General features: G+C 63.3%; 19 protein-coding genes. 12 read left to right on the forward strand and 7 right to left on the reverse strand.

Annotated elements, in window-relative coordinates; translation table 11 throughout:
* The first annotated feature begins 197 nt into the window (after positions 1-197).
* A complete protein-coding gene (locus LPW39_RS03170; protein ID WP_230771266.1) occupies positions 198-2,387 on the forward strand; it encodes a TonB-dependent receptor in 2,190 nt (729 codons plus the stop codon).
* Between the two features lie 102 nt (positions 2,388-2,489).
* On the opposite strand, the gene LPW39_RS23555 is transcribed toward LPW39_RS03170, so the two are convergent.
* The 4 genes from LPW39_RS23555 to LPW39_RS03190 form a co-directional block, all read right to left on the reverse strand.
* Positions 2,490-2,786, reverse strand: a complete 297-nt coding sequence (locus LPW39_RS23555) for a hemin uptake protein HemP (protein WP_407928777.1) — start codon at positions 2,784-2,786, stop codon at positions 2,490-2,492.
* Positions 2,787-2,963: 177 nt separating this feature from the next.
* Positions 2,964-3,227, reverse strand: coding sequence for a YlcI/YnfO family protein (locus LPW39_RS03180; protein ID WP_230771268.1), 264 nt, complete (start codon positions 3,225-3,227; stop codon positions 2,964-2,966).
* Between the two features lie 345 nt (positions 3,228-3,572).
* The gene (locus LPW39_RS03185) at positions 3,573-4,139 is read right to left on the reverse strand and encodes a hypothetical protein (RefSeq protein ID WP_230771269.1); all 567 of its coding nucleotides are present in this window, start codon (positions 4,137-4,139) and stop codon (positions 3,573-3,575) included.
* Positions 4,140-4,216: 77 nt separating this feature from the next.
* A complete protein-coding gene (locus tag LPW39_RS03190; RefSeq protein WP_230771271.1) occupies positions 4,217-5,419 on the reverse strand; it encodes a DUF4062 domain-containing protein in 1,203 nt (400 codons plus the stop codon).
* A 585-nt stretch (positions 5,420-6,004) separates the two neighbouring features.
* Here LPW39_RS03190 and LPW39_RS03195 point away from each other — a divergent pair.
* From LPW39_RS03195 to gudD, 3 genes are all read left to right on the forward strand, one after another.
* Positions 6,005-7,051: a LacI family DNA-binding transcriptional regulator gene (locus tag LPW39_RS03195; protein ID WP_230771273.1), complete on the forward strand. Its 1,047-nt coding sequence runs from the start codon at positions 6,005-6,007 to the stop codon at positions 7,049-7,051.
* Between the two features lie 174 nt (positions 7,052-7,225).
* Positions 7,226-8,221 (forward strand): Bug family tripartite tricarboxylate transporter substrate binding protein, encoded by a 996-nt coding sequence (locus LPW39_RS03200; RefSeq protein ID WP_230771275.1) that lies wholly within the window; start codon positions 7,226-7,228, stop codon positions 8,219-8,221.
* A gap of 74 nt (positions 8,222-8,295) precedes the next feature.
* Entirely contained in the window at positions 8,296-9,648 is a 1,353-nt protein-coding gene (gene gudD, locus LPW39_RS03205) for a glucarate dehydratase (RefSeq protein ID WP_230771276.1), read from the forward strand.
* Positions 9,649-9,714: 66 nt separating this feature from the next.
* Here the strand turns inward: gudD and LPW39_RS03210 are convergent, their stop codons facing one another.
* Positions 9,715-10,563: an IclR family transcriptional regulator gene (locus tag LPW39_RS03210; protein ID WP_269075739.1), complete on the reverse strand. Its 849-nt coding sequence runs from the start codon at positions 10,561-10,563 to the stop codon at positions 9,715-9,717.
* 140 nt (positions 10,564-10,703) lie between these two features.
* Between LPW39_RS03210 and LPW39_RS03215 the strand changes: the two genes are divergently transcribed.
* The 8 genes from LPW39_RS03215 (at position 10,704) to LPW39_RS03250 (ending at position 18,671) form a co-directional block, all read left to right on the forward strand.
* Positions 10,704-11,708 (forward strand): Bug family tripartite tricarboxylate transporter substrate binding protein, encoded by a 1,005-nt coding sequence (locus LPW39_RS03215; RefSeq protein WP_230771278.1) that lies wholly within the window; start codon positions 10,704-10,706, stop codon positions 11,706-11,708.
* A gap of 256 nt (positions 11,709-11,964) precedes the next feature.
* On the forward strand, positions 11,965-12,651 hold the full coding sequence (locus tag LPW39_RS03220; protein ID WP_230771280.1) for an RraA family protein: 687 nt from the start codon (positions 11,965-11,967) through the stop codon (positions 12,649-12,651).
* Positions 12,648-13,577 carry an NAD(P)-dependent oxidoreductase gene (locus LPW39_RS03225; RefSeq protein ID WP_230771282.1) on the forward strand — a complete coding sequence of 310 codons (930 nt, stop codon included), beginning with the start codon at positions 12,648-12,650 and terminating at the stop codon, positions 13,575-13,577. The genes LPW39_RS03220 and LPW39_RS03225 overlap by 4 nt, the downstream gene beginning before the upstream one ends.
* 172 nt (positions 13,578-13,749) lie before the next feature.
* Positions 13,750-14,724 carry a tripartite tricarboxylate transporter substrate binding protein gene (locus LPW39_RS03230; protein WP_407928799.1) on the forward strand — a complete coding sequence of 325 codons (975 nt, stop codon included), beginning with the start codon at positions 13,750-13,752 and terminating at the stop codon, positions 14,722-14,724.
* Between the two features lie 15 nt (positions 14,725-14,739).
* Entirely contained in the window at positions 14,740-15,732 is a 993-nt protein-coding gene (locus LPW39_RS03235) for a Bug family tripartite tricarboxylate transporter substrate binding protein (protein WP_230771285.1), read from the forward strand.
* A gap of 47 nt (positions 15,733-15,779) precedes the next feature.
* Entirely contained in the window at positions 15,780-16,736 is a 957-nt protein-coding gene (locus tag LPW39_RS03240; protein ID WP_230771287.1) for a tripartite tricarboxylate transporter substrate binding protein, read from the forward strand.
* Between the two features lie 60 nt (positions 16,737-16,796).
* The gene (locus LPW39_RS03245; protein WP_230771289.1) at positions 16,797-17,696 is read left to right on the forward strand and encodes an amidohydrolase family protein; all 900 of its coding nucleotides are present in this window, start codon (positions 16,797-16,799) and stop codon (positions 17,694-17,696) included.
* A gap of 57 nt (positions 17,697-17,753) precedes the next feature.
* Positions 17,754-18,671: an SMP-30/gluconolactonase/LRE family protein gene (locus tag LPW39_RS03250; protein ID WP_230771291.1), complete on the forward strand. Its 918-nt coding sequence runs from the start codon at positions 17,754-17,756 to the stop codon at positions 18,669-18,671.
* 57 nt (positions 18,672-18,728) lie between these two features.
* On the opposite strand, the gene LPW39_RS03255 is transcribed toward LPW39_RS03250, so the two are convergent.
* Together LPW39_RS03255 and LPW39_RS03260 are read right to left on the reverse strand one after the other, a co-directional pair.
* Positions 18,729-19,670, reverse strand: coding sequence for an alpha/beta hydrolase (locus tag LPW39_RS03255; protein ID WP_230771293.1), 942 nt, complete (start codon positions 19,668-19,670; stop codon positions 18,729-18,731).
* A gap of 7 nt (positions 19,671-19,677) precedes the next feature.
* Positions 19,678-22,170, reverse strand: a complete 2,493-nt coding sequence (locus tag LPW39_RS03260) for a TonB-dependent siderophore receptor (protein ID WP_230771295.1) — start codon at positions 22,168-22,170, stop codon at positions 19,678-19,680.
* Between the last annotated feature and the right edge of the window lie 65 nt (positions 22,171-22,235).

Consider the following 22,235-nt stretch of genomic DNA (forward strand, 5'->3'; position numbering starts at 1 on the left):
TTTCCCGCACCGAGAAATCTCAACCTATCTCAGCACTTTGGATGGGGGTCTCATTTCAATTCGAGCAGAGCCAACGCAATCCCTGAGCTGCAACACCCAGGGTAATCCCCGAAATACAACAAAAAGTTGCAAACGCAATAACCAATGAATACGATTGAGAATGATTCTTGTTTAATTTTCATAACACAGTCACTCTCATGTCACACACCAAGCAACGCAGACACCAACCCAACCTGATCGTGATGGCCTTGATGGCAGCAGCCGCAACTGCCAGCGCATCAGCCCAACAAGCCCAGCCTGTTGAACCAGCACAAGATGCAAGTACCTCTGCCGAGGCAACCGCCAACGCCCCGGTCAACCTGCCCCAGGTAACCGTGCGCGACCGCTATGAGCGCGAAGACCTGCCCGCGCTGGCCCCCGGGCGCAAGGCGGCCAAGGGTGCGCGGCTGGGCATTCTGGGGGCGACCTCGATCATGGAAGCGCCCGTCCACGTCAATGCCTACACCCGCGAGCTGGCCGAGGACTGGTCTGCGCTGTCGCTGCAGGATGTGCTGGAGAACGATGCGGCGGTGGTCTTCACCACCAACAAGGGCCACTTGCTGCAGAACTTCAACCTGCGCGGGCTGGATGTGACGGCGATGGACATAGCGACCAATGGGCTCTATGGCATTGCGCCAGCCAACTCGGTGCCGATCGAGATATTTGAGCGGGTCGAGGTGATGCGCGGCCCCAATGTGCTGCTGTCTGGCATGCCGCCGCTGGCCAGCGTGGCCGGCTCGGTCAATATGGTGACCAAGCGCGCACTGGCCCAGCCGATTGCCGACCTGACCGCCACCTACGTTTCCGATTCGTACTACCAGCTGCATGCCGATGTGGGCAAGCGCTTTGGGCCGGAGCAGCGCCTGGGCCTGCGCTTCAATGGCGTCTATGGATCGGGCGACATGGGCGCCGAGGACGAAAAGCAAAAGCGCAATGTAGGCGCGCTGGGCCTGGATTACCTGGGCGACAACTACCGCCTTTACCTGGATGTGTACAACAGCGTCAACAAGATCGACGGTGGCAGCCCCGGCATGTTCAGCTTTTTGGGCAGCGCGGCCATTCCCGGTGTGGGCTACCTGCTGTCGCCACCCGATGGCGATGTGAACCTGTTCAAGGGCACGCATGGCAAGTACGACAACAGCGGTCTGCTGGCCCGGGCGGAATTTGATTTCAACAAGAACTGGCAAGGCTATGTGGCAGCCGGCGGCTCGGAGGCCGAAGGCCAGGGCCTGCTGTTTGGCACGCGTGCCATCGTGACCGGGGCTGACGGCACCACGCGCGGCGCAATCTACAACGTGCATACCAAGTCGGAGCGCCGCACGGCCGAGGCGGGTGTGATTGGCAAGTTCGACACCGGCAGTGTGCAGCACCGCCTGCAGCTGTCCTTCAACATCCTCAAGCACAAGGAAGGCACCGTCAACACGGCCTGCAACTACTGCTACACCACCAATATGTACCGGCCGACCGAGCCGACCTTCCCAGCCGCGCCGACCTGGAAGGACTACACGACGGAGAACGAATTCCGCTCGTTCGCGATTGCCGACACCATGGGCTTCTGGGATGAAAAACTGCTGCTGACCCTGGGCCTGCGCCACCAGACGGTGAAGACGCCGCTGGTCAATGGCGTTGCCTCCAACTACAGCGAAAACCGCGTCTCGCCCATGGTGGCGGCCGTGGTGCGCCCTTGGGGTGACAACATCGCGCTGTTTGCCAACTACACCGAAGGCCTGGAGCCAGGCCGCACCGTGGGCACCGGTTTTGCCAACTCGGGCGACACGCTCGCCCCCATGCAGACCAAGCAGGGCGAAGTGGGTGTGAAGCTGCAGGCGGGCGAAACCACACACACCTTCAGCGCGTTCCAGATCAAGAAGCCGTCGATCGTGACGAACAGCGCCAACTTCCAGGTGCTTGATGGCGAGCAGCGCCTGCGCGGCCTGGAATGGAGCGCCTTTGGCAAGCTGAGCGAGACGGTGGCCTTGCTGGGCGGTGTGGAGTACATCAAGTCCAAGCAGATCAACACCGGGCTGGAGAACTATGGCGTGCCCAAGCTGCGCACCCGCATCGGCCTGGATTGGGACACCCCCGTGCAAGGCCTGTCGGTGGGCGGGCGCCTGTTCCACACCGGCTCGCAATGGGCCGATTCGGGCAACCGCCTCAAGGTGCCATCCTGGAACCGCATCGACGCAGTGGCCCGCTATGCCACCAAGTTCGGATCGACGCCTGTGCGCTTCAACGCCAGCGTAGAGAACCTGACCAACAAGAACTACTGGATCGGCATGTTCAACGATGGCTTTGTGATGCCGGGTGCGCCGCTCACCTACCGCCTGTCGGCCACCGTGTCGTTCTGATCACCACCAAGGCTCTGGCCCCATGGCTGGAGCCCACAAACACCACAGCCCGCTGGCACGTACATGCCAGCGGGCTGTGTTTTATCGGCGGTGTGACGCGCTTTACTTCGTCAGGATCAGCTTGCCCAGCTTGGTGGCCTGCAAGGTGTAGACCGAGCCGTTATGGGCAATCTGCACGGTCTTGTGGCCGGCCAGCAGGCTGGTGCTGTCAACGCTGCGCACCTGCAGGTTGGCATCGTTCAGCGGACGAGGCTGCAGTGCGATGGTGAGTGGCTCGGCAGCATGGGGCTCGGCCTCGCAGGCAGCGGGCGTACCGGCTGGGTCCTGCGGCTGTGGCACAGCGGGGCGGCGGAGTTGCAAGGTACGGCGGGCGCTGGTGGCGGCATGCAGAGTGGTCATGGTGGCGCTCATGGCGGGTTGGAAGGTGGTCAGGCGAATCACTGGGAGCGAGTCTAGCATCAAATGAGATTGATTATCATTTATAACCATGCCAACGAAGCAGTTTGAGGTCCGACCCATCCCCCTCGGCAAGGCCCGGCAGCCCGCCGGCCGCGCCCAATCTTGCGGGTCACCGGTTCATTTGCGCTGCCTGGCTGCAGCCAGCTTGGCCTCCAGGCGGGCGATTACTTTTTCTGCAGGGATGCCTGCAGCAGCGCTATGGTGCCGCGTGGCAGCCAATCCCCGCTGCAGCAATCCGGCCCGTGCTTGCCGCTGCTGGATCTCGCGGCGGACAGCGGTTTCGACAAAAGATGCCAGGCTTTCGTTGGGCTCCAATGCACGCTCCACCTCGTCCAGGAAAGCGGGCTCGACGCAGATGGATGGGATGGTGGCGGTCGTCATGGGTTGATCGTAGAGTGCGGGCGTGTAGGCTCTCATTGATCTTTTAAATTTTCTCACTGCATGCAAATGGGGAACCGACTGTCAGGTCTCCGCGAGCTTTGAATTTTTCTCACTGAAGCTTGAACTCGGGCACTTTGGGCTCAACCAGAGGGGGAAGCCGGGGCGGCTTCCAGCCTGTCGCCGGGCCGTGAGGCTGCTGTTGTGCCTGGTTAATGCGAAGGTAGGATGGCGGCTAACGGCCATGAGCAGCCGCAGGTGGGAACAAGAAGCAGACATGCAACGATAAAGGCTAGTAAGCTGAACCGCCTATGCGTTGTCTGCCTGACCGACAAGTTAGGCCATGATTTATGCACGCCTGCGACCCACTGCTTGTTGCCGTTCAACCCGAACTAAGTGAGACGGCACTGCTTCCATTACGGCAGCAAGGCACCGACTTGCTGTTACGAGGTTCTCAACTTGATCATTCAACATTTCAAGTGACTTAAGCCCATGGAAGAGGTTGTTGCGCAAGCGAAAGATGATGATCGTTAGCGCAAGCAACCTGTCTCGTGGGCTGTCCGCGTCGCCGTTAAGCACGGCCTCTACGTGAGCACGCTTATCATTTGGGCGAAAGTACAAACCCTCAAATCGGCGTCCAAATCCCTGGTGGGTGCGATAACGGAATTGCCAGAATGCCAGGCAGTCCTCTAGCGCTTGATTCGTGTCTGGAGCAACCCTGTCGGCCTCAAATCTTTCACTGATTCGTGTGAGCGCCGCGACTGTTGCACGATTTTCGCACAGTGTGGTTTCGAAGAAGTTCCACATTGTCGTGAAACTGGCAACAGCTTCTCTCGCTTCTGGTGAAAGTTCGGTTCCACCGCGAGTGTGCTCGGCAAGCCACTGTGTCGCATCAAACGAATGAATGTTTTGCATGTTTTTCCTGATGTGCTAAACGTTGGACTTGAGAGGTTAAGCTTGGCCGGCCAGGACTCATCCTCCCGATGTGAGGATTAAGACACTCCGCTCGATTTGACGGTTCGTTTCTTGCGAGGAGATGGATTTGCATTTAGGGCAAGAGCGGGTGCTGCCTGGACAGCTTCGCTTGGCTTTGAGTCCTGGACGGTCTTGACGTTGTCCTTATCTAGAAAGGCTAGGAGTGCTTTCCCCTTCACGGTAAGTCTGTAGCGTTGCCACTGAACGCCAGCGACTTTTTCTAATGCTGCCAACTCATGAATCTCAAGCTTCGGGCACACGTTGTAGTAGATAAAGGTGTCGCGCTCAGTGGCGTTGAAATTATTGGCAACGCCGGTTATCAAGCTGTCTCTAAGTGCTGAAAGCAAACGAAGAAGCGGATAGGCAACAGAAGGCTGAGTCTTGTCTTTTTGGAAGACTTTTGTAGATACTTCTATTCCTTGAAGGATCTTTGCAACTTCCCGGAGATCTTCATCAGACCACCTCGTTGTAGGGCGAGAAACTGGCTTCACGACGACGGCCTGCTTCGTCTCAGCAAGTTGAGTTTGCAGCTTCTCTTTCTCTACTCTCAATCGCGAAATTTCCTCAAGCAGTGGCTTGGTATCGACTACCTCTCTCCCGGATACCCACCCGGTGAAGTCGAGGCGCTTCGCGTAGTCGGCCATGGTTTCATGCACGGCAAGCTTAATGTCCTTGGTGTCAGAGAAGAATGAACAGATTCTTGATAGCACCTTTTCGCGAAAAAACTGCAGTTCCCTTGAGAAATCTGTTTCGATTACGTCCTTCCCTTCAGCCTTGACTTTCACATCAAGTGCTGTTTCTGTAACTACAACGGCGAAAATTGGCTTGTCCTTAGAGAGTGCGTAGTCGTACTCAAGCTCTGTGTAGCTCAAAGAGGTTTTTGGATCGACACTTCCATATCTCCCTCCGAGAATCAACATGTACACATCCGAATCGTCAATCCATCGACGAATTGTTTCCAATTGAGATTCATTACCTGCGGAGAAGAGCTCCATTCCAGCGGGAATATGCCCGGACTTCAGGATGGCTTCCACGGCAGCTTGACGCTCCGGTTTTAGATCTCGATAGGTGGAGGAAACGAATACCTGTAGCTTCTTGTGATTTGTCATAGTCACTGTTCTGAGTCGTCTGACATACTGTAACAGTAATTCGCTTAACGCTTGGTTGTGTGTGGCAAGCCGCTCGTTGGTCAGCGTCTCTCGAAAACGCTCAACTTCCATTCTTCCATTTGTCCCATGTCCCGCAGATGCCGCAAACCGTCCTTTATCATGAACATTCGCGCTCACAATGCACGTGAGCCTGCTCGGTGTACAAACTCGCTCACGAACTTGGTTCAGCACCGGCATTCGCACGGTTCGGGAATTGCTAGGCACTCGGACGTGAGCACCACAATAATCTCCTCGCATGTCCTAAAAGTCGCAGCCGAACAAACTCCACCCCTCGTTGGTTTTCGTGGTATCGAGCACGCCGCTTGACTGAGTTGCGGCGTTGGAGCTTCTAACCGAACGACTGTTTTGGGTCACAAGCCGCCATCGAGCAAGTTCCGTCCGCAGATCACTCCTAGCTTGGTCTATAGGATCTCTGCAAGAGTATGAGACTGGCTGGATCAACCGTTCTAACTGATGCTGCAAATGTCCTTGATCTACAAGGACACGAATTTTCAAGACCCATGAGAACCTACAGGGCGGGAGGATGCTCAGCCATCAAACCCCGGAGTGATGGCTATTGGAACGGGGCCACTACCAACACCCCAACTTCGTCCAAATTCCATCTCAATCCCGCTGCACCGCCCCGCAGCCCCTGGCATGGACTACGATAGCGGCACTTTCAGCCACCTTCCCCACCAGCCCGTGCAAGCCAGCAACCGACCGTCCAAGATCCAAGATGTAGCCCGCGCTGCGGGCGTGTCTGCGATGACGGTATCGCGGGCGATCAACCACCCCGAGCGGCTCAACCCGGAGACCTTGCAGCGTGTGCGCGATGCCATCGCCAGCATGCGCTATGTGCCCAATGCGCTGGCCAGCGGGTTGCGGCTGTCGCGGGCGCGGCTGGTGGCGGCCTTGCTGCCGACCTTGGTGGGGCCCGTGTTCCAGGAGCTGATCCAGTCGCTGGACCATGCGCTCAACCAGCACGGCTACCAGCTGATGATTGGCCGCACCGGCTATGACGCAGCGCAGGAGGCGGACCTGATCCGCGCCATCATCCAGCGCCGGCCCGATGGCATTGTGATGATCGGCATGGCGGCATCCGAAGAAGGCCGGGCGCTGTTGCAGGCCTCGCGCATTCCGGTGGTGGAGACCTGGGACCTGACCGATTCGGCCATCGACATGCTGGTGGGCTTTTCGCACAGCGCCATTGGCCAAGCGGTGGCGGCGCATTTCATTGGCAAAGGGCACCGGCAGCTGGGCATGGTCAGCGGTGACGATGCGCGTGCCCGGGTGCGTGTGGCGGCCTATGCACAAGCAGCGCAAGCGGCCGGCCTGCCCGAGGTAACGGTGGCCTATACCCCAGCCCCCAGCACCTTGGGTGGCGGGCGGCGTGGGCTGGCCGAGATCCTGGCCCAGCGCCCCGAGGTGACTGCCGTTTTCTGCAGCTCGGACACCCTTGCCTTGGGCGCCTTGATCGAGGCGCAGCACCAGGGCCTGCAGGTGCCCCAGCAGTTGGCCGTTGTCGGTTTGGGCGACCAGGAGTTTGCCAAGGACACCGCCCCGCCGCTGACCACCGTGCGGCTGGATGGCACCCGCATTGGCCAGCTCGCAGCCGACATGATTGTGGCCCGCACCCTGGACCAGCCCGTCGATGCGCCGCATGTCGATATCGGCTTTTCCATCACCCAGCGCAGCAGCGGCTAAACAGCTCCCCGACAAAATTCCCTGCCCCGACCTACTGGCAATTTCGGGTAATTACTGATTTCTCAGCCAAGGTTAACGTTAACAATACGACAAATTCTAATGTTAACGTTAACTATTCGAAGCGAAACATCGCTCAGCCAGATTTCAGCAACGCCTTAAAAGCAGGAGACAAACATGAGCACCACCCCAAAACAAGGATGGAAAAAGATAGCGGCCCTCGTCTGCGCCAGCGCTGCGGCCTTGGCCGCCAGCCCTAGCGCCTGGGCCTGGCCGGACAAGCCGATCACCATCATCGTGCCCTTCCCCGCAGGCGGCGCGACCGACACGGTGGCCCGCGCGATTGGCAACAACCTGGGCCAGCAGTGGGGCCAGACGGTGGTGGTGGAAAACAAGGCAGGAGCGACTGGCAGCATTGGTGCCGCCCAGGTGGCGCGCGCCCCGGCCGATGGCTATACCTTGCTGGTCTCATCCTTGGCACCGCTGGTGGTGGCGCCCCATCTGATCAAGGGCCTACCTTATGACCCGACGCGCGACTTCAGCTACATCACCGTGGCGGTACAAACGGCCAATGTGCTGGTGGTCAACCCCAGCCTGGCACCCAAGGTCAACAACGTGCAGGATGTCATCGCGATGCTCAAGGCCAAGCCCGACACGGTCAGTTTTGCGACCTCGGGCGCGGGCTCGTCCGATCACCTGACCGCCGAGCTGTTCTGGCAGAAGACGGGCACCAAGGGCCTGCATGTGCCCTACAAGGGCGGCGCGCCGGCCACCGCCGATCTGCTGGGCAGCCAGGTGGACATGTCCTTCCAGAACGTGAACAGCGTGTTCCCGCATATCAAGTCGGGCAAGCTCAAGGCCATTGCGGTGACCGGCAACAAGCGCTCGGCCGTGCTGCCCGATGTGCCGACGATGGCCGAAGCCGGCATTGACGGCATGGACGTCTATGCCTGGCAGGCCTTTGCCGCCCCCAAGAACCTGCCGGCCGATGTCAAAGCCAAGCTCTATGACGGCATTGCTAAAGCGCTGCATGACCCTGCCGTCAGCAAGCAGTTCACCGACATGGGCCTGGAAGTCGTCGGCAACAGCCCCGAGGTCTTTACCGAGTTTCAGCGCAAGGAGTTTGCGCGTTGGAAGCAGGTGATAACCACAGGCCACATCACCGCACAATAAACAGAAAACGGACCCCGCAGCGGGCCAGCCAACACGCCCGCTGCACACCCCCCAATATTCAACCTTTGCCCACCATGCAAGCCACCCCCAGCACCTCCCCCAGTTCCACCCCCCGCATCACCGGCTACCGTGTGGTGCCGGTGGCCGGGCACGACAGCATGCTACTCAACCTGAGCGGTGCCCATGCGCCGTTCTTTACCCGCAACCTGCTGATCCTGACCGACAGCGAGGGGCACACCGGCGTGGGCGAGGTGCCCGGTGGCGAGAGCATTCGCAACACACTGGAAGATGCACGCGAGTTGATCCTGGGCCAGCCGGTAGGCCACTACAACGCCATGCTCAACGCCATGCGCAGCAACTTTGCCAACCGCGACAGCGCCGGCCGTGGCCTGCAGACCTTTGACCTGCGCACCACCATCCATGCGGTGACCGCTGCCGAATCGGCCCTGCTGGACCTGCTGGGCCAGCACCTGGGCGTGCCAGTGGCGGCGTTGCTGGGCGACGGCGTGCAGCGCACCTCGGTGCAGATGCTGGGCTATTTGTTTTACGTGGGTGACCGCAACCTGACCGATCTGCCCTACCAGAGCTTTCCCGACGAGGCCGACGACTGGAAGCGCCTGCGCCATGAAAAAGCCATGGACCCGCAGGCCATCGTGCGCCTGGCCGAAGCCGCCTATGCGCGCTATGGCTTTGAAGACTTCAAGCTCAAGGGCGGCGTGTTGCGTGGCGAGGACGAGGTCGAAGCGATCCGTGCGCTGCACGAGCGCTTTCCCAAGGCCCGCATCACCCTGGACCCGAATGGCGGCTGGTTGCTGAAAGACGCAGTACGCATCACCCGCGATCTGCACGGCATCCTCGCCTATGCCGAAGACCCCTGCGGTGCCGAAGAAGGCTTCTCCGGCCGCGAAGTGATGGCCGAGTTCCGCCGCGCGACCGGTCTGCCCACGGCGACCAACATGGTCGCCACCGACTGGCGCCAGATGGCGCATTCGCTGTCGCTGCAATCGGTCGATATTCCGCTGGCCGATCCGCACTTCTGGACTCTCTCGGGCTCCGTGCGCGTGGCCCAGCTCTGCCAGGCCTTTGGCCTGACCTGGGGCTCGCATTCGAACAACCATTTCGATGTGTCGCTGGCCATGTTCACCCATGTGGGCGCCGCCGCTCCGGGCAAGGTGACCGCCATCGACACGCACTGGATCTGGCAGGACGGCCAGGGCCTCACCAAGCAGCCGCTGCAGATCAAGGGCGGCTACATCGCGCTGCCGCAAAAGGGCGGCCTGGGTATCGAGCTGGACATGGATGCGGTGGAACGCGCCCACCAGCTCTACCTGCAGCACGGCCTGGGCGCGCGTGATGATGCGATCGCCATGCAGTACCTGGTGCCCAACTGGCGCTTTGACAACAAGCGCCCTTGCATGGTGCGCTAAGCCGCTGCGGCAATCCATCGTTCGGCAGCCAGCACGGGGAACGCGCCACGGACATCCGCGCTGGACTCAGGGATGCCAGTGGCTGGCCCGGACCAGGGTTGGCGAAGGCATGGCGTTGCCCGCCAATTCATAGGAAATCTGGTTGGCGGCGGCAATGACCGTCTTGGACATTTCCTCCAGCTTGTGCTGCGGCAGGCGCGACGCAGGGCCCGACACACAGACGGAGCCCAGCAGCCGCCAGTGCTTGCCAAACACCGGCGCGGAAATGGTGGCCACGCCCTGCTCGCGCTCGCCAATCGACCAGTGGAAGCCGCGCCGGCGTATGGTCTCGTACAGGTCACCCGGCTCGCCGGAGAACGCCAGAATCACCCGTCCGGGCGAGCCCCGGTCCAGCGGCAGGCCTTCGCCCATGCGCGCATGGTGGCGCAAGGCCTGGGGGCCTTCTACCCGCACCAGGCAGGTGCGCACATTGCCTTCGCGCACATAAAAAGCGGCGCTCTCGCCACTCGCCATCGTCAGCGCGCGCAGCGCTGGCTCCAGCACGTTCTGCACATCAAAACCGGCCTGGTAACGCGCGCCCAACCAACCCGCCGCCGGGCCCAAGCGCCAGTCGCCATCGTCGCGCTGCACCAGGTAGCCCGACTGCGCCAAGGTGCGTGCAATGCGCAGCGCCGTGGTCTTGTGCAGGCCGCAGCGCCGGCTCAACTCGGCCAGCGGCAAATGCGATTCTCCCAACGCAAAAGCATCTATCAATTGCATGGCACGCAACACCGCAGTGACAGTGCTGGTGGACGAGGCACCCTCTTCTGGCAGTGCCTCGGCATGGGCCGATTCCAGCACCGGCGGCGGCGCAGCAACAGGCGCGGTTTTGGCCTTGGGCCGGGGGCTTTTGGGGCGCTGAGAAGGGTTGCTCATCGTGCAATGTGTTTCATTGTTTGAAACGGCATTGTATCCCTTGAAACTTTTTTTTAAAGTGGCGCACCGATTGGTCATCGAGGCTTTGAACAGGTCTTGAACCAAAAGGAATAAATCACAAAACGATACGGAGACAACGTATGACGATCACGACACGAGCGATTTCGATCTCGGCGCGCCTGTGCAGCCTGGCGCTGGGCACGGCAGTACTGGCGGCAGCATCCACCGGTGCCTACGCCCAAAGCAACTACCCGGCCAAGCCCATCCGCCTGTTTGTGCCCTTTCCGCCCGGCGGCGGCACCGACATGATTGCCCGCGCCGTGGCGCAAAAAATCACCGAGAAAAACGGCTGGAACATCGTCGTCGACAACCGGCCCGGCGCCGGTGGCAACCTGGGCGTGGATGCCGCTGCCAAGGCCGCCCCCGATGGCTACACCCTGGTGATGGGCCAAACCAGCAACCTGGCCATCAACCCGGCGCTGTACAAAAAGCTGCCCTATGACCCGCTGAAGAACCTGGCCCCGGTCGCCCTCGTCTCTTCGTCGCCGATCCTGATGGTCAGCGGTGCCGGCACCTCGCTGCACTCGATCGCCGAAGTGCTGAAGGCCGCCAAGGCCAAGCCCGATACCGTCACCGTCGGCTACTCGGGCAATGGCACCGTTGCCCACCTGGCCGTCACCCAGGTTGAGCAGGCCACGGGCGTCAAGCTGCGCCATGTCCCCTACAAGGGCATTGCCCAGGCCATCACCGACCTGTCGGGCGGGCAGATCGACCTCTTTGTCGGATCGATCCCGTCCCTCATCGGCCAGGTGCGCAATGACAAGCTCCAGCCGCTGATGGTCACGTCCAAGCAGCGCTCGGTCGAACTGCCTTCGACCCCGACGATGGCCGAATCCGGCAGCGCAGGCTTTGAGGCGATCACCTGGTTTGGCATCCTCGCGCCAGCAGGCACGCCCGACGCCGTGGTGCAAAAGCTGAACCAGGCCATCAATGCAGCGCTGGCCGAGCCGGACGTCAAGGAAAAGCTGCGCTCCGAGGGCGGCGACATCCTGGGCGGCAGCTCGGAAGACTTTGGCAAGCTGATGCGCGCCGAAGTGCCCCGCTGGGCCAAGATCGTCAAGGACTCGGGCGCCAGCCTGAACTAAGGCCTCCGCACAGCCGGCCCGCACCACCCGCCTTTCCACCCTATCCGCTGAGAGACCGCGCCATGCACTGCGCCAGCTTGGCTGTGCCCGTCCGCTTCCCGGCGGGCAGTACAGCGCCCAGCCCCCAACCGCCGGGCGCGCTGCAAAACGCAGGCTCCGCCAACAGAGTGCAGGCCATCCACCACGCAAAGACCCGCGCGGCGCCCAGCGCCAGCCCTAGCCCTTTTTTCTCCATCCCTCCCAACAGACCTACACCATGAGCCAACTTCCCGACATCATCCGTGACATCGAGCGCGTCAGCGCTGACGTCGTTGCCAAGGCCAGCAGCTTCCAGGCCGCCATTCTGGCCGACGTGGCCGGCCGCCGAGGCACCATGCATGCGCGGGTCGCACCGGTGCAGCAAAACATGCAGGTCGCCGGCCCGGCGTTCACGGTCGAAGTGCGCCCCGGCGACAACCTGATGATCCACGCCGCCATTGCGCTGGCCCAACCCGGCGATGTGCTGGTGATCGATGGCAAGGGCGACCAGACGGCCGCGCTGATGGGCACCTTGATGCTCAGCGCCTGCAAGAAGCGGGGCCTGGCCGGCGTCATCGTCGATGGCGCCATCCGCGACAAGCTCGAAATCCTGGCGCTGGACTTTCCGGTATTCAGCGCCGGCTTCAACCCCGCCGGCCCCACCAAGTTTGTGCCCGGCCGCATCAACCACCCGGTCTCGGCCGGCGGCACCACGGTCAACCCCGGTGACCTGGTCGTGGGCGACGCCGATGGCGTGGTCGTGATCGAGCGCGCCAAGGCGCCTGCGATGCTGGCGCTGGCCGATAAGAAGGTCGCCGATGAAGCCGCCCGCATCGACGCGATTGCCCGTGGCGACACGGCATCGGCATGGCTGCCCGCTGCACTGCGTGCGGCCGGCGTGCTCAAGGAAGGAGAATCGCTGTGAACCCCCGCATCATCGTGACTGGCGCCGATCTGGCGCAGCAAGCGCTGGACCTGCTCGGCGGCTATGAAGTCATCTACGCCGGCAAAACACCGACGGAAGACGACCTGGTGGCGCTGGCCCAGCAGCATGACCCAGTCGCCATCATCGTGCGCTACGGCAAGGTGGGTGCGGCGGTGATGGATGCGGCGCCGTCGCTCAAAGTCATCTCCAAGCACGGCAGCGGTACCGACACCATCGACAAAGTCGCGGCCAAGGCGCGCGGCATTGAGGTAGTAGCCGCCGTGGGCGCCAACGCCGCCGCCGTGGCCGAGCAGGCCTTGGCGCTGCTGCTGGCCTGCGCCAAGTCGGTCGTGGCACTGGATGCCCGCATGCATGCCGGCCACTGGGACAAGGCCACGCACAAGAGCCTGGAGTTGGGGGGCCGCACCGTGGGCCTCGTGGGCCTGGGTGCCATCGGCCTGCGCTTTGCCAAGATGGCCGATGCGCTGGGCATGCGCGTGATTGGCTTTGACCCCTTTGCCAAGAACCTGCCGGCCTATGTGCAGAGCGTGGACCTGGACACGATCTGGCGCGAGGCCGACGCGATCTCGCTGCACTGCCCGCTGACCGACGAGAACCGGGGCATGCTCAACGCCTCCACCTTGGCGCAGTGCAAGCGCGGCGTCATCGTCGTCAACACCGCGCGTGGTGGCCTGATCGACGAGGCCGCCTTGCTGGATGCCGTGCGCGCCGGCCAGGTAATGGCTGCGGGCCTGGACAGCTTTGCGGTCGAGCCGATGACCGCCGGCCACCCCTTCCAGGGCGAGCCGCGCTTTGTGCTCAGCCCCCACATCGGCGGCGTGACCAGCGATGCCTACGTGAACATGGGCGTGAGCGCCGCCCGGAACCTGCTGGCCGTACTGGCCAAGGCGCCAGCCACGGCCTGAAGCACTGGCTGGATCAAGGGCAAGCCAGCGTTGCTTGCCCGTGCAGCACAACGGGCCGGGCATGCACCCGGCCCCAGCAAACACCAAGAGGCCGCAAGCATGCGGCCCGCTACAGACCCCCTGAGCAAGACAGGAGACAAAGATGAAGCAGGTTTTTAAGCGCCGCTGGCCGATGGCGCTAGCGGCCAAGACGCTGGCGGCCATCGCCTTCCTAGCCGGCAGCGCGACGCTGCCCGCCCAGGCGCAGAGCCAATGGCCCGACAAGCCCATCAAGCTCGTCGTGCCCTACCCGCCCGGCGGCAATGCCGACAACACCGCGCGCCTGCTGGCCACCCAGCTGGGCAACCGGCTGGGCCAGCAAGTCATCGTAGACAACCGCCCCGGCGGCAGCGGCACCATTGGTGCGGCGGCGGTGGCCAAGGCTGCGCCCGATGGCTATACGCTACTGCTCGATGCAACGGCCTTCACCGTCAACCCCAGCCTGTTCGCCAAACTGCCCTACCAGCCGGCCAAGGATTTCGCGCCGATCTCGCTGATCAACCAGGTGTCCTTGCTGCTGGTGGTGCCGGCCCACTCGGCTCTGCATTCGGTGGCCGACCTGAGCCGCGCTGCGCAGGCCGCACCGGGCAAGCTCAGCTATGCCTCGGCTGGCAACGGCGGCGCGCAGCATCTGGCCGCCGAGCTGTACAAGCAAGGCGCCAAGCTGGAGATGACGCATATCCCCTATCGCGGTGGCGCACCGGCGCTGACTGACCTGATCGGCGGCCAGGTGGATGTGATGTTCAGCGCCACCACGGCCAGCGGCCCCTTTGTCAAAGGCGGCAAACTGCGCGCGCTGGCGATCACTTCCGCCCAGCGCAGCGAAGGCTGGGAGCAGCTGCCGACAATGGCCGAATCCGGCCTGGCCGGTTTTGAGGTGAACGAGTGGAACGGCCTGTTCGCCCCTGCTGGCACGCCCCAACCGGTGCTGCAGCGCCTGGAGGCCGAAACCCGTGCCATCGTGGCCAGCCCCGAGATGCAGAAACGCTTTGCCGAACTGGGTGTACAAGGCGTAGGCTCCAGCGCGCAGGCATTCACGAGCTTTGTGCAGGCCGAGACCGCCAAATGGGCCGGTGTGATCCGCGCCAGCGGCATTCGCATGGATTGAGAAAGAGACAAGCACATGTTCAAGAAGAAAAATCTGCCCGCACTGGCGCTGCCTACGCTGGTGGTAGCGGCAGCGCTGGCGGCCAGCGCCAGCTTTGCGCAAACCCCTGCCTACCCGGCCAAGCCGGTGCGGCTGGTGGTGGGTTTTGCGGCCGGCGGACCCACCGATGTGGTGGCCCGCGCCTTTGCCGACTACGCAGGCCGCAACTTGGGCCAGCCTTTTGTGGTGGACAACAAGCCTGGCGCCAACACCATCCTGGCCGCGCAAGCGGTGGCCAGTGCGCCGGCCGATGGCTATACCCTGCTGTTTGCTGCTACCAACCACACGATGATTCCGGGCCTCTACAGCGGCCGGGTCAAGTTTGATGCGGTCAAGTCGTTCCAGCCGCTGTGCACCGTCAGCACCAGCCCGACGGTGCTGGTGGTGCCGCCGGGCTTGCCAGTCAAGAGCCTCGCCGATTACATGGCCCGGGCCCGCAAGGAGCCCGGCCGCACGACGGCCGGTACCGCCGGCATGGGCAGCTCCGGCCACTTTGCGACCGAGATGTTTGCCCGCGCCAATGGCCTGCAGCTGAACCATGTGCCCTACAAGGGCGCCGCCCCAGTGGTGACCGATCTGATGGGCGGGCAGCTCGACAGCTCGTTTGCGACCCTGGGCTCGGTGCTGCCGCAGATCAAGAGTGGCAAGCTGACCGCGCTGGCTGTGGCATCGCCCAAGCGGTCTTCGCTGCTGCCCGATGTGCCCACCTTTGCCGAGGCCGGTGGCGGCAAGTACGCAGCCGATGTCTGGTACGGCGTCATGGCGCCTGCCGGCCTGCCAGCCGCGGTAGCGCAGCAGCTGGAAAAAGCCGCCCGCGACTTTGCCGGCAACGCCGCCACCGTAGAAAAGCTGCACAGCCTGGGCCTGGATGCCGACTCGACCTGCGGCCAGGCCTTTGGCAGCCAGGTGGCGCGCGAAGTGACGACCTATACCCAGATTGCCCGCGACCTGGACCTCAAAGCCGATTGACCCAGACCTCGCACCCCAGACATACCTAGACCCCTTCAGGAGACAACATGCCACGCTTTATCCAACCCCTGATCGCCGCTTGCGCACTGGCCGCCACGATGGCGCATGCCGCCTTCCCCGAGCGCCCCATCACCATCGTGGTGCCGTACGCCCCGGGCGGCGCGGCCGATGCGGTGGCCCGTGTGCTGGCCACCCGCATGGGCAGCAAGCTGGGCACCAGCGTGATCGTGGAGAACAAGGCCGGCGCCAGCGGCACCATTGGCGCGAGCTTTGTGGCCAAGGCCAAGGCCGATGGCTACACCATGCTGTACGACGCGACGCCCTACTCGATCAACCCGCATCTGTTCGCCAAGATGCCCTATGCCGCCAATGCGCTGCAACCGCTGTCGCTGGTGCTGCTGGCACCCAATGCGCTGGTTGTGAAGGCAGAGTCGCCGCTGAAGAACGTCAACGACCTGATCGCCAAGGCCAAGGCCGAACCGGGCAAGATCAACTTTGCCTCGGGCGGCAGCGGCACGGTGCAGCGCCTGGCGGCCGAGCTGTTCCGCCAGAAGCTGGGCCTGGACATGGTGCATGTGCCCTACAAGAGCGGTGGCCCGGCGATTGCCGATGTGATGGGCGGGCAGGTGGACTTCATGTTTGCCACCGTGGCCGCGTCCTACCCACTGGTGAGCGGTGGCAAGCTGCGTGCGCTGGCCGTCTCTTCGCCCCAGCGCTCGGCCCGCCTGCCCGATGTGCCCACGGTGGCAGAGACGGTCATCCCCGGCTACGAAGCCTATGAGTGGAATGGCGTGCTGTTGCCCGCTGGTACGCCAGACGCTATCTCCCAGCAACTGCACCAGGCGATTGCCGAGGTGCTGCAGGAGCCAGAAGTGCAGCAACGCCTGTCGGACCTGGGCGCGCAGCCCGTGGGCTCGACACCGGCAGAGTTCAGCGCCTTTCTGAAAAAGGAAGATGCCAAATGGGGCGAGGTGGTGAAAAAAGGCAATATCAAACTCGACTGAGCTCCATCCCACTGGCCGCTGCTGCAGCGGCCAGCCCCTTCATGAAACGCCTGCACCGCGATGACCTTGCCTGATCTCTCCACCCCCGTGCCGCATTCGGTCGGCCTGAACCGACCCGCGCGCGCCCTGCCTGCGCTGGCCTGCGACAGCCATATGCACATCTTCGACACGCGCTTTGCGCCGTCGGCACACTGGCCGCGCACACCACCCCATGCGCCGGTAGCAGCATACCGGCAGCTGCAGCAGCGCCTGGGCACCTCGCGCACGGTGGTGGTTACGCCGTCCACCTATGGCAGCGACAATGCCTGCACCCTGGATGCACTCGACCAATTGGGCGACAGCGCGCGCGGCGTGGCGGTGGTGGATGCTGATGTGGGCGATGCCGAGCTGGCCCGTCTGGCTGCGCGGCGCGTTTGCGGCTTGCGGGTGAACTTTGTCTCGCCCCAATCCTGGGGCACCACAACGGCCGAGATGCTGCAGACCCTGGCGCAAAAGCTGGCGCGCCACCCGGACTGTGGCGGCTGGCATATCCAGGTGTTTGCCGAGCCGGCACAGATCATTGAATTGCAGCCGGTGCTGCAGCAGCTGCCAGTCCCTTTGGTGATCGACCATCTGGGCCGCATTGACCCGGCCGAAGGCCCATCGGCCGAGGCCTATGGCGTGCTGCGCCGTCTGCTGGATAGCGGCCGTTGCTGGGTCAAGCTCTCTGGCGCCTATATGCGCTCCCAGGTGCATGGCCCCAGCTATGCCGATACCGTGCCGCTGGGCCGCGCCCTCGTGCAGGCCGCCCCTGAGCGCCTGGTGTGGGGCTCTGACTGGCCGCACACCACCGAGCGGCCAGGCACCGTCAACGACACGGACCTGGTCAACCTGCTGCAGGCCTGGTCGGTATCGGATGCGATGATGGACTGCATTCTGGTCGACAACCCCGCCCAGCTTTACGGCTTTCAGTCTTGCTGAACCCTGGCAAGATCCTGCACACACCCCTCCCGTTTTTGATGCCAAGAAGGCCGCCCCATGTTTTTGCTGCAATCCCCTGAAGTCCGCACCCTGGACACCTTCAGCGCCATGCCCGAATCCTTTCGCCGCCGTGAGCGCAGCGCCTGGGCCGATGCCAACCGGGGCGGCACGGTAACAGACTCGTTTCTGGAAGGCCCGGTATTTGACGAGGCCGGCAACCTCTACGTCAGCGATATCCCCTGGGGCCGCATTTTCCGCATCGATGCGCAGGGCCAGTGGAGCCAGGTGGCGGAGTACGACGGCGAGCCCAATGGCCTGAAGTTTCTGGCCCCGGGCAAGCTGCTGATCACCGACTACAAGAACGGCCTGATGCAGCTGGATGTGGCCAGCGGCGCGGTAACGCCCTACCTGGAGCGCCGCAACAGCGAGAGCTTCAAGGGCGTGAACGACCTGATTTTTGATGCCGACGGTAATCTGTACTTTACCGACCAGGGCCAGAGCGGCCTGCATGACCCGAGCGGCCGCCTGTACCGCCTGCGGCCCAATGGCCAGCTTGATCTGCTGCTGAACCATGTGCCCAGCCCCAATGGCGTGGCACTGTCACCCGATGGCCGCGTGCTGTATTTGGCGGTGACGCGGGGCAACTGCGTCTGGCGCGTGCCCTTGCTGCCCGATGGCAGCGTTGCCAAGGTGAGCCAGTTCTTCACCTCGTACGGGCCCAGCGGCCCCGATGGCCTGGCCGTCGATGCCCAGGGCCATGTGCTGGTGGCCAACCCGGGCCTGGGCTATGTCTGGGTGCTGAACCACCTGGCCGAGCCGGTGCAGGTGCTCTGCGGCATCAAGGGCAGCTCCACCACCAACCTGGCCTTTGGGGGTGCTGAGCGCAAGCAGCTGTTTGTTACCGATTCCACCTATGGGCGCATTTTGACGACGACCTTGGCAACCGCCGGCCTGCCGATTCACCAGGGGGTCTGAACGCGGGCTTGGGCGATCCGCGTCCATCCCACTGAGGGCAGGTTTAGCTTTAACACCCTAGCGCAAGGTAAACGCAAAGCGCATCGTGTCATTCGCCGCCTGCGCTGGCACGCTGGCATGCACCTCATTGGGGTAGCGCTGCAACCGCACGCGCAGGCCCCAGCCTGACAGCGCTTCCAGGCGCTCGGCCAGCATGCGGGCCGATTCGGGATCGCCATCGGCATCGCGGTCGCCCACAACCACCATCAGGCGGCTGGTGGCGCCCAGCTTGCCGGCCTGCACCTTGTCGCGGAACACGCGCTCCTCGTCCAGAATGCTCTGGCCGTTCCACTCCATCGAGGGGCTGGCGGCCACAATCGCCTCAAAGGCCTGGGGGCGCTCGTACAGCGCATAGAGCGCAAACAGCCCACCAAACGAATGGCCAAACAGCGACTGGCGCTCCAGGTTGACGGGGTAGCGCTGGGCGATCTCGCGGCGCAGCTTGCCGGTCAGGAAATCCAGAAACGGCGCGCGCGCACCGCTTTTGTATTGGGCAAAAGGGCGCACTTCGGGCGACAGCGGCTCGCGCAGTTGCGCCGTGTAATCAGCCATGCGGCGCACATCCCAGGCCTTGTCGCCCGGGTAGCCCACGCCCACGATGATGGCCTTGCCAACAGGCAGGTAGTCCTGCACCCAACGCGCCTGCGCAAACGAGCCAAAGTAGGCATTGCCATCGAGCACATAGAGCACCGGGTAGCCGCCCTTGGGGGGCTCACCCTTCTCCGGCGCGGAGACAAAGATGCGGTAGACCTCGCCGCTGTCCGATGGCATGTCCCAGACCTGGGTGGCAGGCATCACATAGGGGCTGGCCGGGGTGGCTGCAGTGCTGGGCGTGGCCGCAGCGGCCGCAGCGGCCGCAGCGCCTTGCTGGGCGGTTTGCGCCCAGGCTTGCGGCGCCGTGGCCAGCAAGCCGGCCAGCAGCGCCGCGCAGGCGCTTGGGTAGAGGGTGGACAAGCGCATGGGTGGCTTAGAAATCATGGCGCAGGTTAGCACTGAACTTGCGCGGCTCGCCAAACGGCGCGTACTCGCGGCCATACAGGTGGCGGTAGCTGCGGTCGGTCAGGTTGCTGACGACCAGGTTCAGCTGGGTCTTGGGGGTAATGCGGTACTTGGCGTTCAGGCCCACCAGCACCAGCGCGCCCTGCTCAATGGTCCAGGCATTGGCGCCCGAACCGCCGTTTTTATAAGCCTTGCTGGTGGCAGACACATTGCCGCCCAGCGACCATTGGGTACCCGGCAGCTGGTAGTTGGCGGCCAGGCGCATGCTGTGGCGCGGCTGCTCGGTGCGGAAGCGCTGGTCCTTTTGCGGACCAGCCACATACTCGGCCGAGGTATAGGTATAGCCTGCTGCCAGGTTCAGTTCGCGGCTCACCTGGCCGTTCACGCCCAGGTCGATACCCTGGCTGACGACCTTGCCCGCTGCGGTGTAGCAGGCACCACCGCAGGCATTGCTGGGGTTGTTGGGCACCGAGTCATCAAGCACGGCCAGGTTGGACTGCGCCAGGCGGAACAGCGCAGCCGACACATTGAGGCGCTTGTTCAGCAACTCGCCCTTGATACCCACCTCGTAGTTGGCACCCACGACCGGGTCGAGCACATTGCCATCCTGGCTGCGGTTGGTCTGGGGGTTGAAGATGTCCGAGTAGCTGAAGTAGGCCGAGTACTGGGCATTGATGTCGTAGACCAGCCCGGCATAGGGCGTGACCACGCCCTTCTCCTTGGGCGCAACCACACCGGTCAAGCTGTTCTTGCGCTCGTAGTTGCTGATGCGGGTGCCGGTGATCAGCTTGAGCGAGTCGGTCAGGCTCCAGCGCGCGACGCCATAGACGCCCATATTGCTGGTCTTAGTCTTGCTGGTCGATGCGCGCAGGCCATCGGGGATGGGGCCCAGGCCTTCGGGGTCAAAGCGGTAGACATTGATAGGCGTGGTGGACGAGTAGCCGGTGCCGGCGTTCTCATCGCGGTAGCTGGTGCCGTTGACACCCAGGGTCAACTCATGGCGGCGGCCCAGAAAATCAAAGGGTCCGGTGGCATAGACATCGACCACATTGGCATGCATCACCGAGGTGTAGTTGCGCTGGCGGCTGCCGATGAACAGGCCATCGCCAGTAACAGGGTTCAAACTGCCCGAGAGGCTGCTGAAGTTCTCGATGTCGTTATTGGTCTTCTGCCAGGCGTAGTTGGCCTTCAGGCTCCAGGCGCCGGCCAGTTGCTGGCTCAGGCCCACGGTGTAGATGTTGTAGTCGCGCACCGAGCGGTGGTCGGCATCGCCCCAGAAGGACGAGCGGGGCAGGCCGGCGTCGCTGCCATCGGCCGCCAGCGGCACGCCAAAATGGCCCCGGCTGGTGTCCTTTTGCAGCTGCACGCTAGCGCTCAACGTGGTCGTGGGGCCCAGGTCAGCCTCGACAATGCCGTAGACCGCATAGCGGTCGCGGTAGACATAGTCGGTAAAGGACTCGCTGTTATCCGACACGGCCACCAGGCGGCCCCGGATCACGCCCGAGTCGATCAGCGGGCCGGACACATCGCCCACCAAGCGTCGCTCTTTCCAGGAACCCAGCTGCACCTCGCCCTGCGCCTGGAAGGTATCGGTCGGGCGCTTGAGCACCATGTTGACCGTGCCGCCCGGGCTGCCGGCACCCGCCAGCAAACCGGCCGCGCCTTGCAGCACCTCGACCCGGTCGACAAAGGCGCTGTCGAACTTGGGCGAGCGGTTGCCGCTGTCGATGCCCGAAGGCGTGGCCATGCCATCGACCTGGGCCTGCATGCTGAAGCCCCGGCTGTAGTAATTGCTGCCAATGCTGCCGCCATCGACCGCAAACACACCGCTCACTGCGCGCAGCGCGTCATCGACCGAGGTCATGCCGGCATCGTCCATCTGCTCGCGGGTGATCACCGTCAGGGTCTGCGGGTTTTCGCGTTGGCTCAGGTTGAGTTTGGAGCTGGTGCTGGACTGGGTTGCCGCATAGCTTCCGGTGCCTTCGGTGGTGCCGCTGCGGTGGGCCGCTGCCGTCACGGTGACCGTGTTCAGGGTCATGTCCGATGCCGCCGTGCTGGCCGCTGCCGCAGGGTTGGCCGCTGGCAGCTTGCGCAGCAGATAGGTCGCGCCACCTTGCTTGACCACCTCAAAGCCACTGCCGCGCAGCAGCTGGGCAAAGCCCTCCGCCTCGCCATAGCTGCCTTGCAGGCCACTGCTGCGCAGGCCCGCCAGCGTGGACGGCTCAAACACCAGCTGCACACCGGCCGTTGCCGCGTACTGCGCCAGCACATCGGACAGCGGGCCCGCTGCAATGGCGTAGTGCCTGGCGCCAGCTGCCGGCTCTGCCGCCAGGGCCCAGGGTGCCGCCAGCGCCAGGCCTGCAGCGCTGCCCCCAGCCAGGGTGGCGCGGATGGCGCCCTGCAGCAAAGCCAGCGCAAAGCGTTCGCGGCGCCGGCTGCGGCGTTGGGAAGAGAGAGTCATGGTTCGTCGTCCTGGTGATCTGGGGAAAAGAAAGCGGCACTGCATAGCGCCATTGCCCTGTACAC

It is taken from the genome of Comamonas koreensis, assembly GCF_021026195.1.
Lineage (GTDB): Bacteria > Pseudomonadota > Gammaproteobacteria > Burkholderiales > Burkholderiaceae_C > Comamonas > Comamonas koreensis.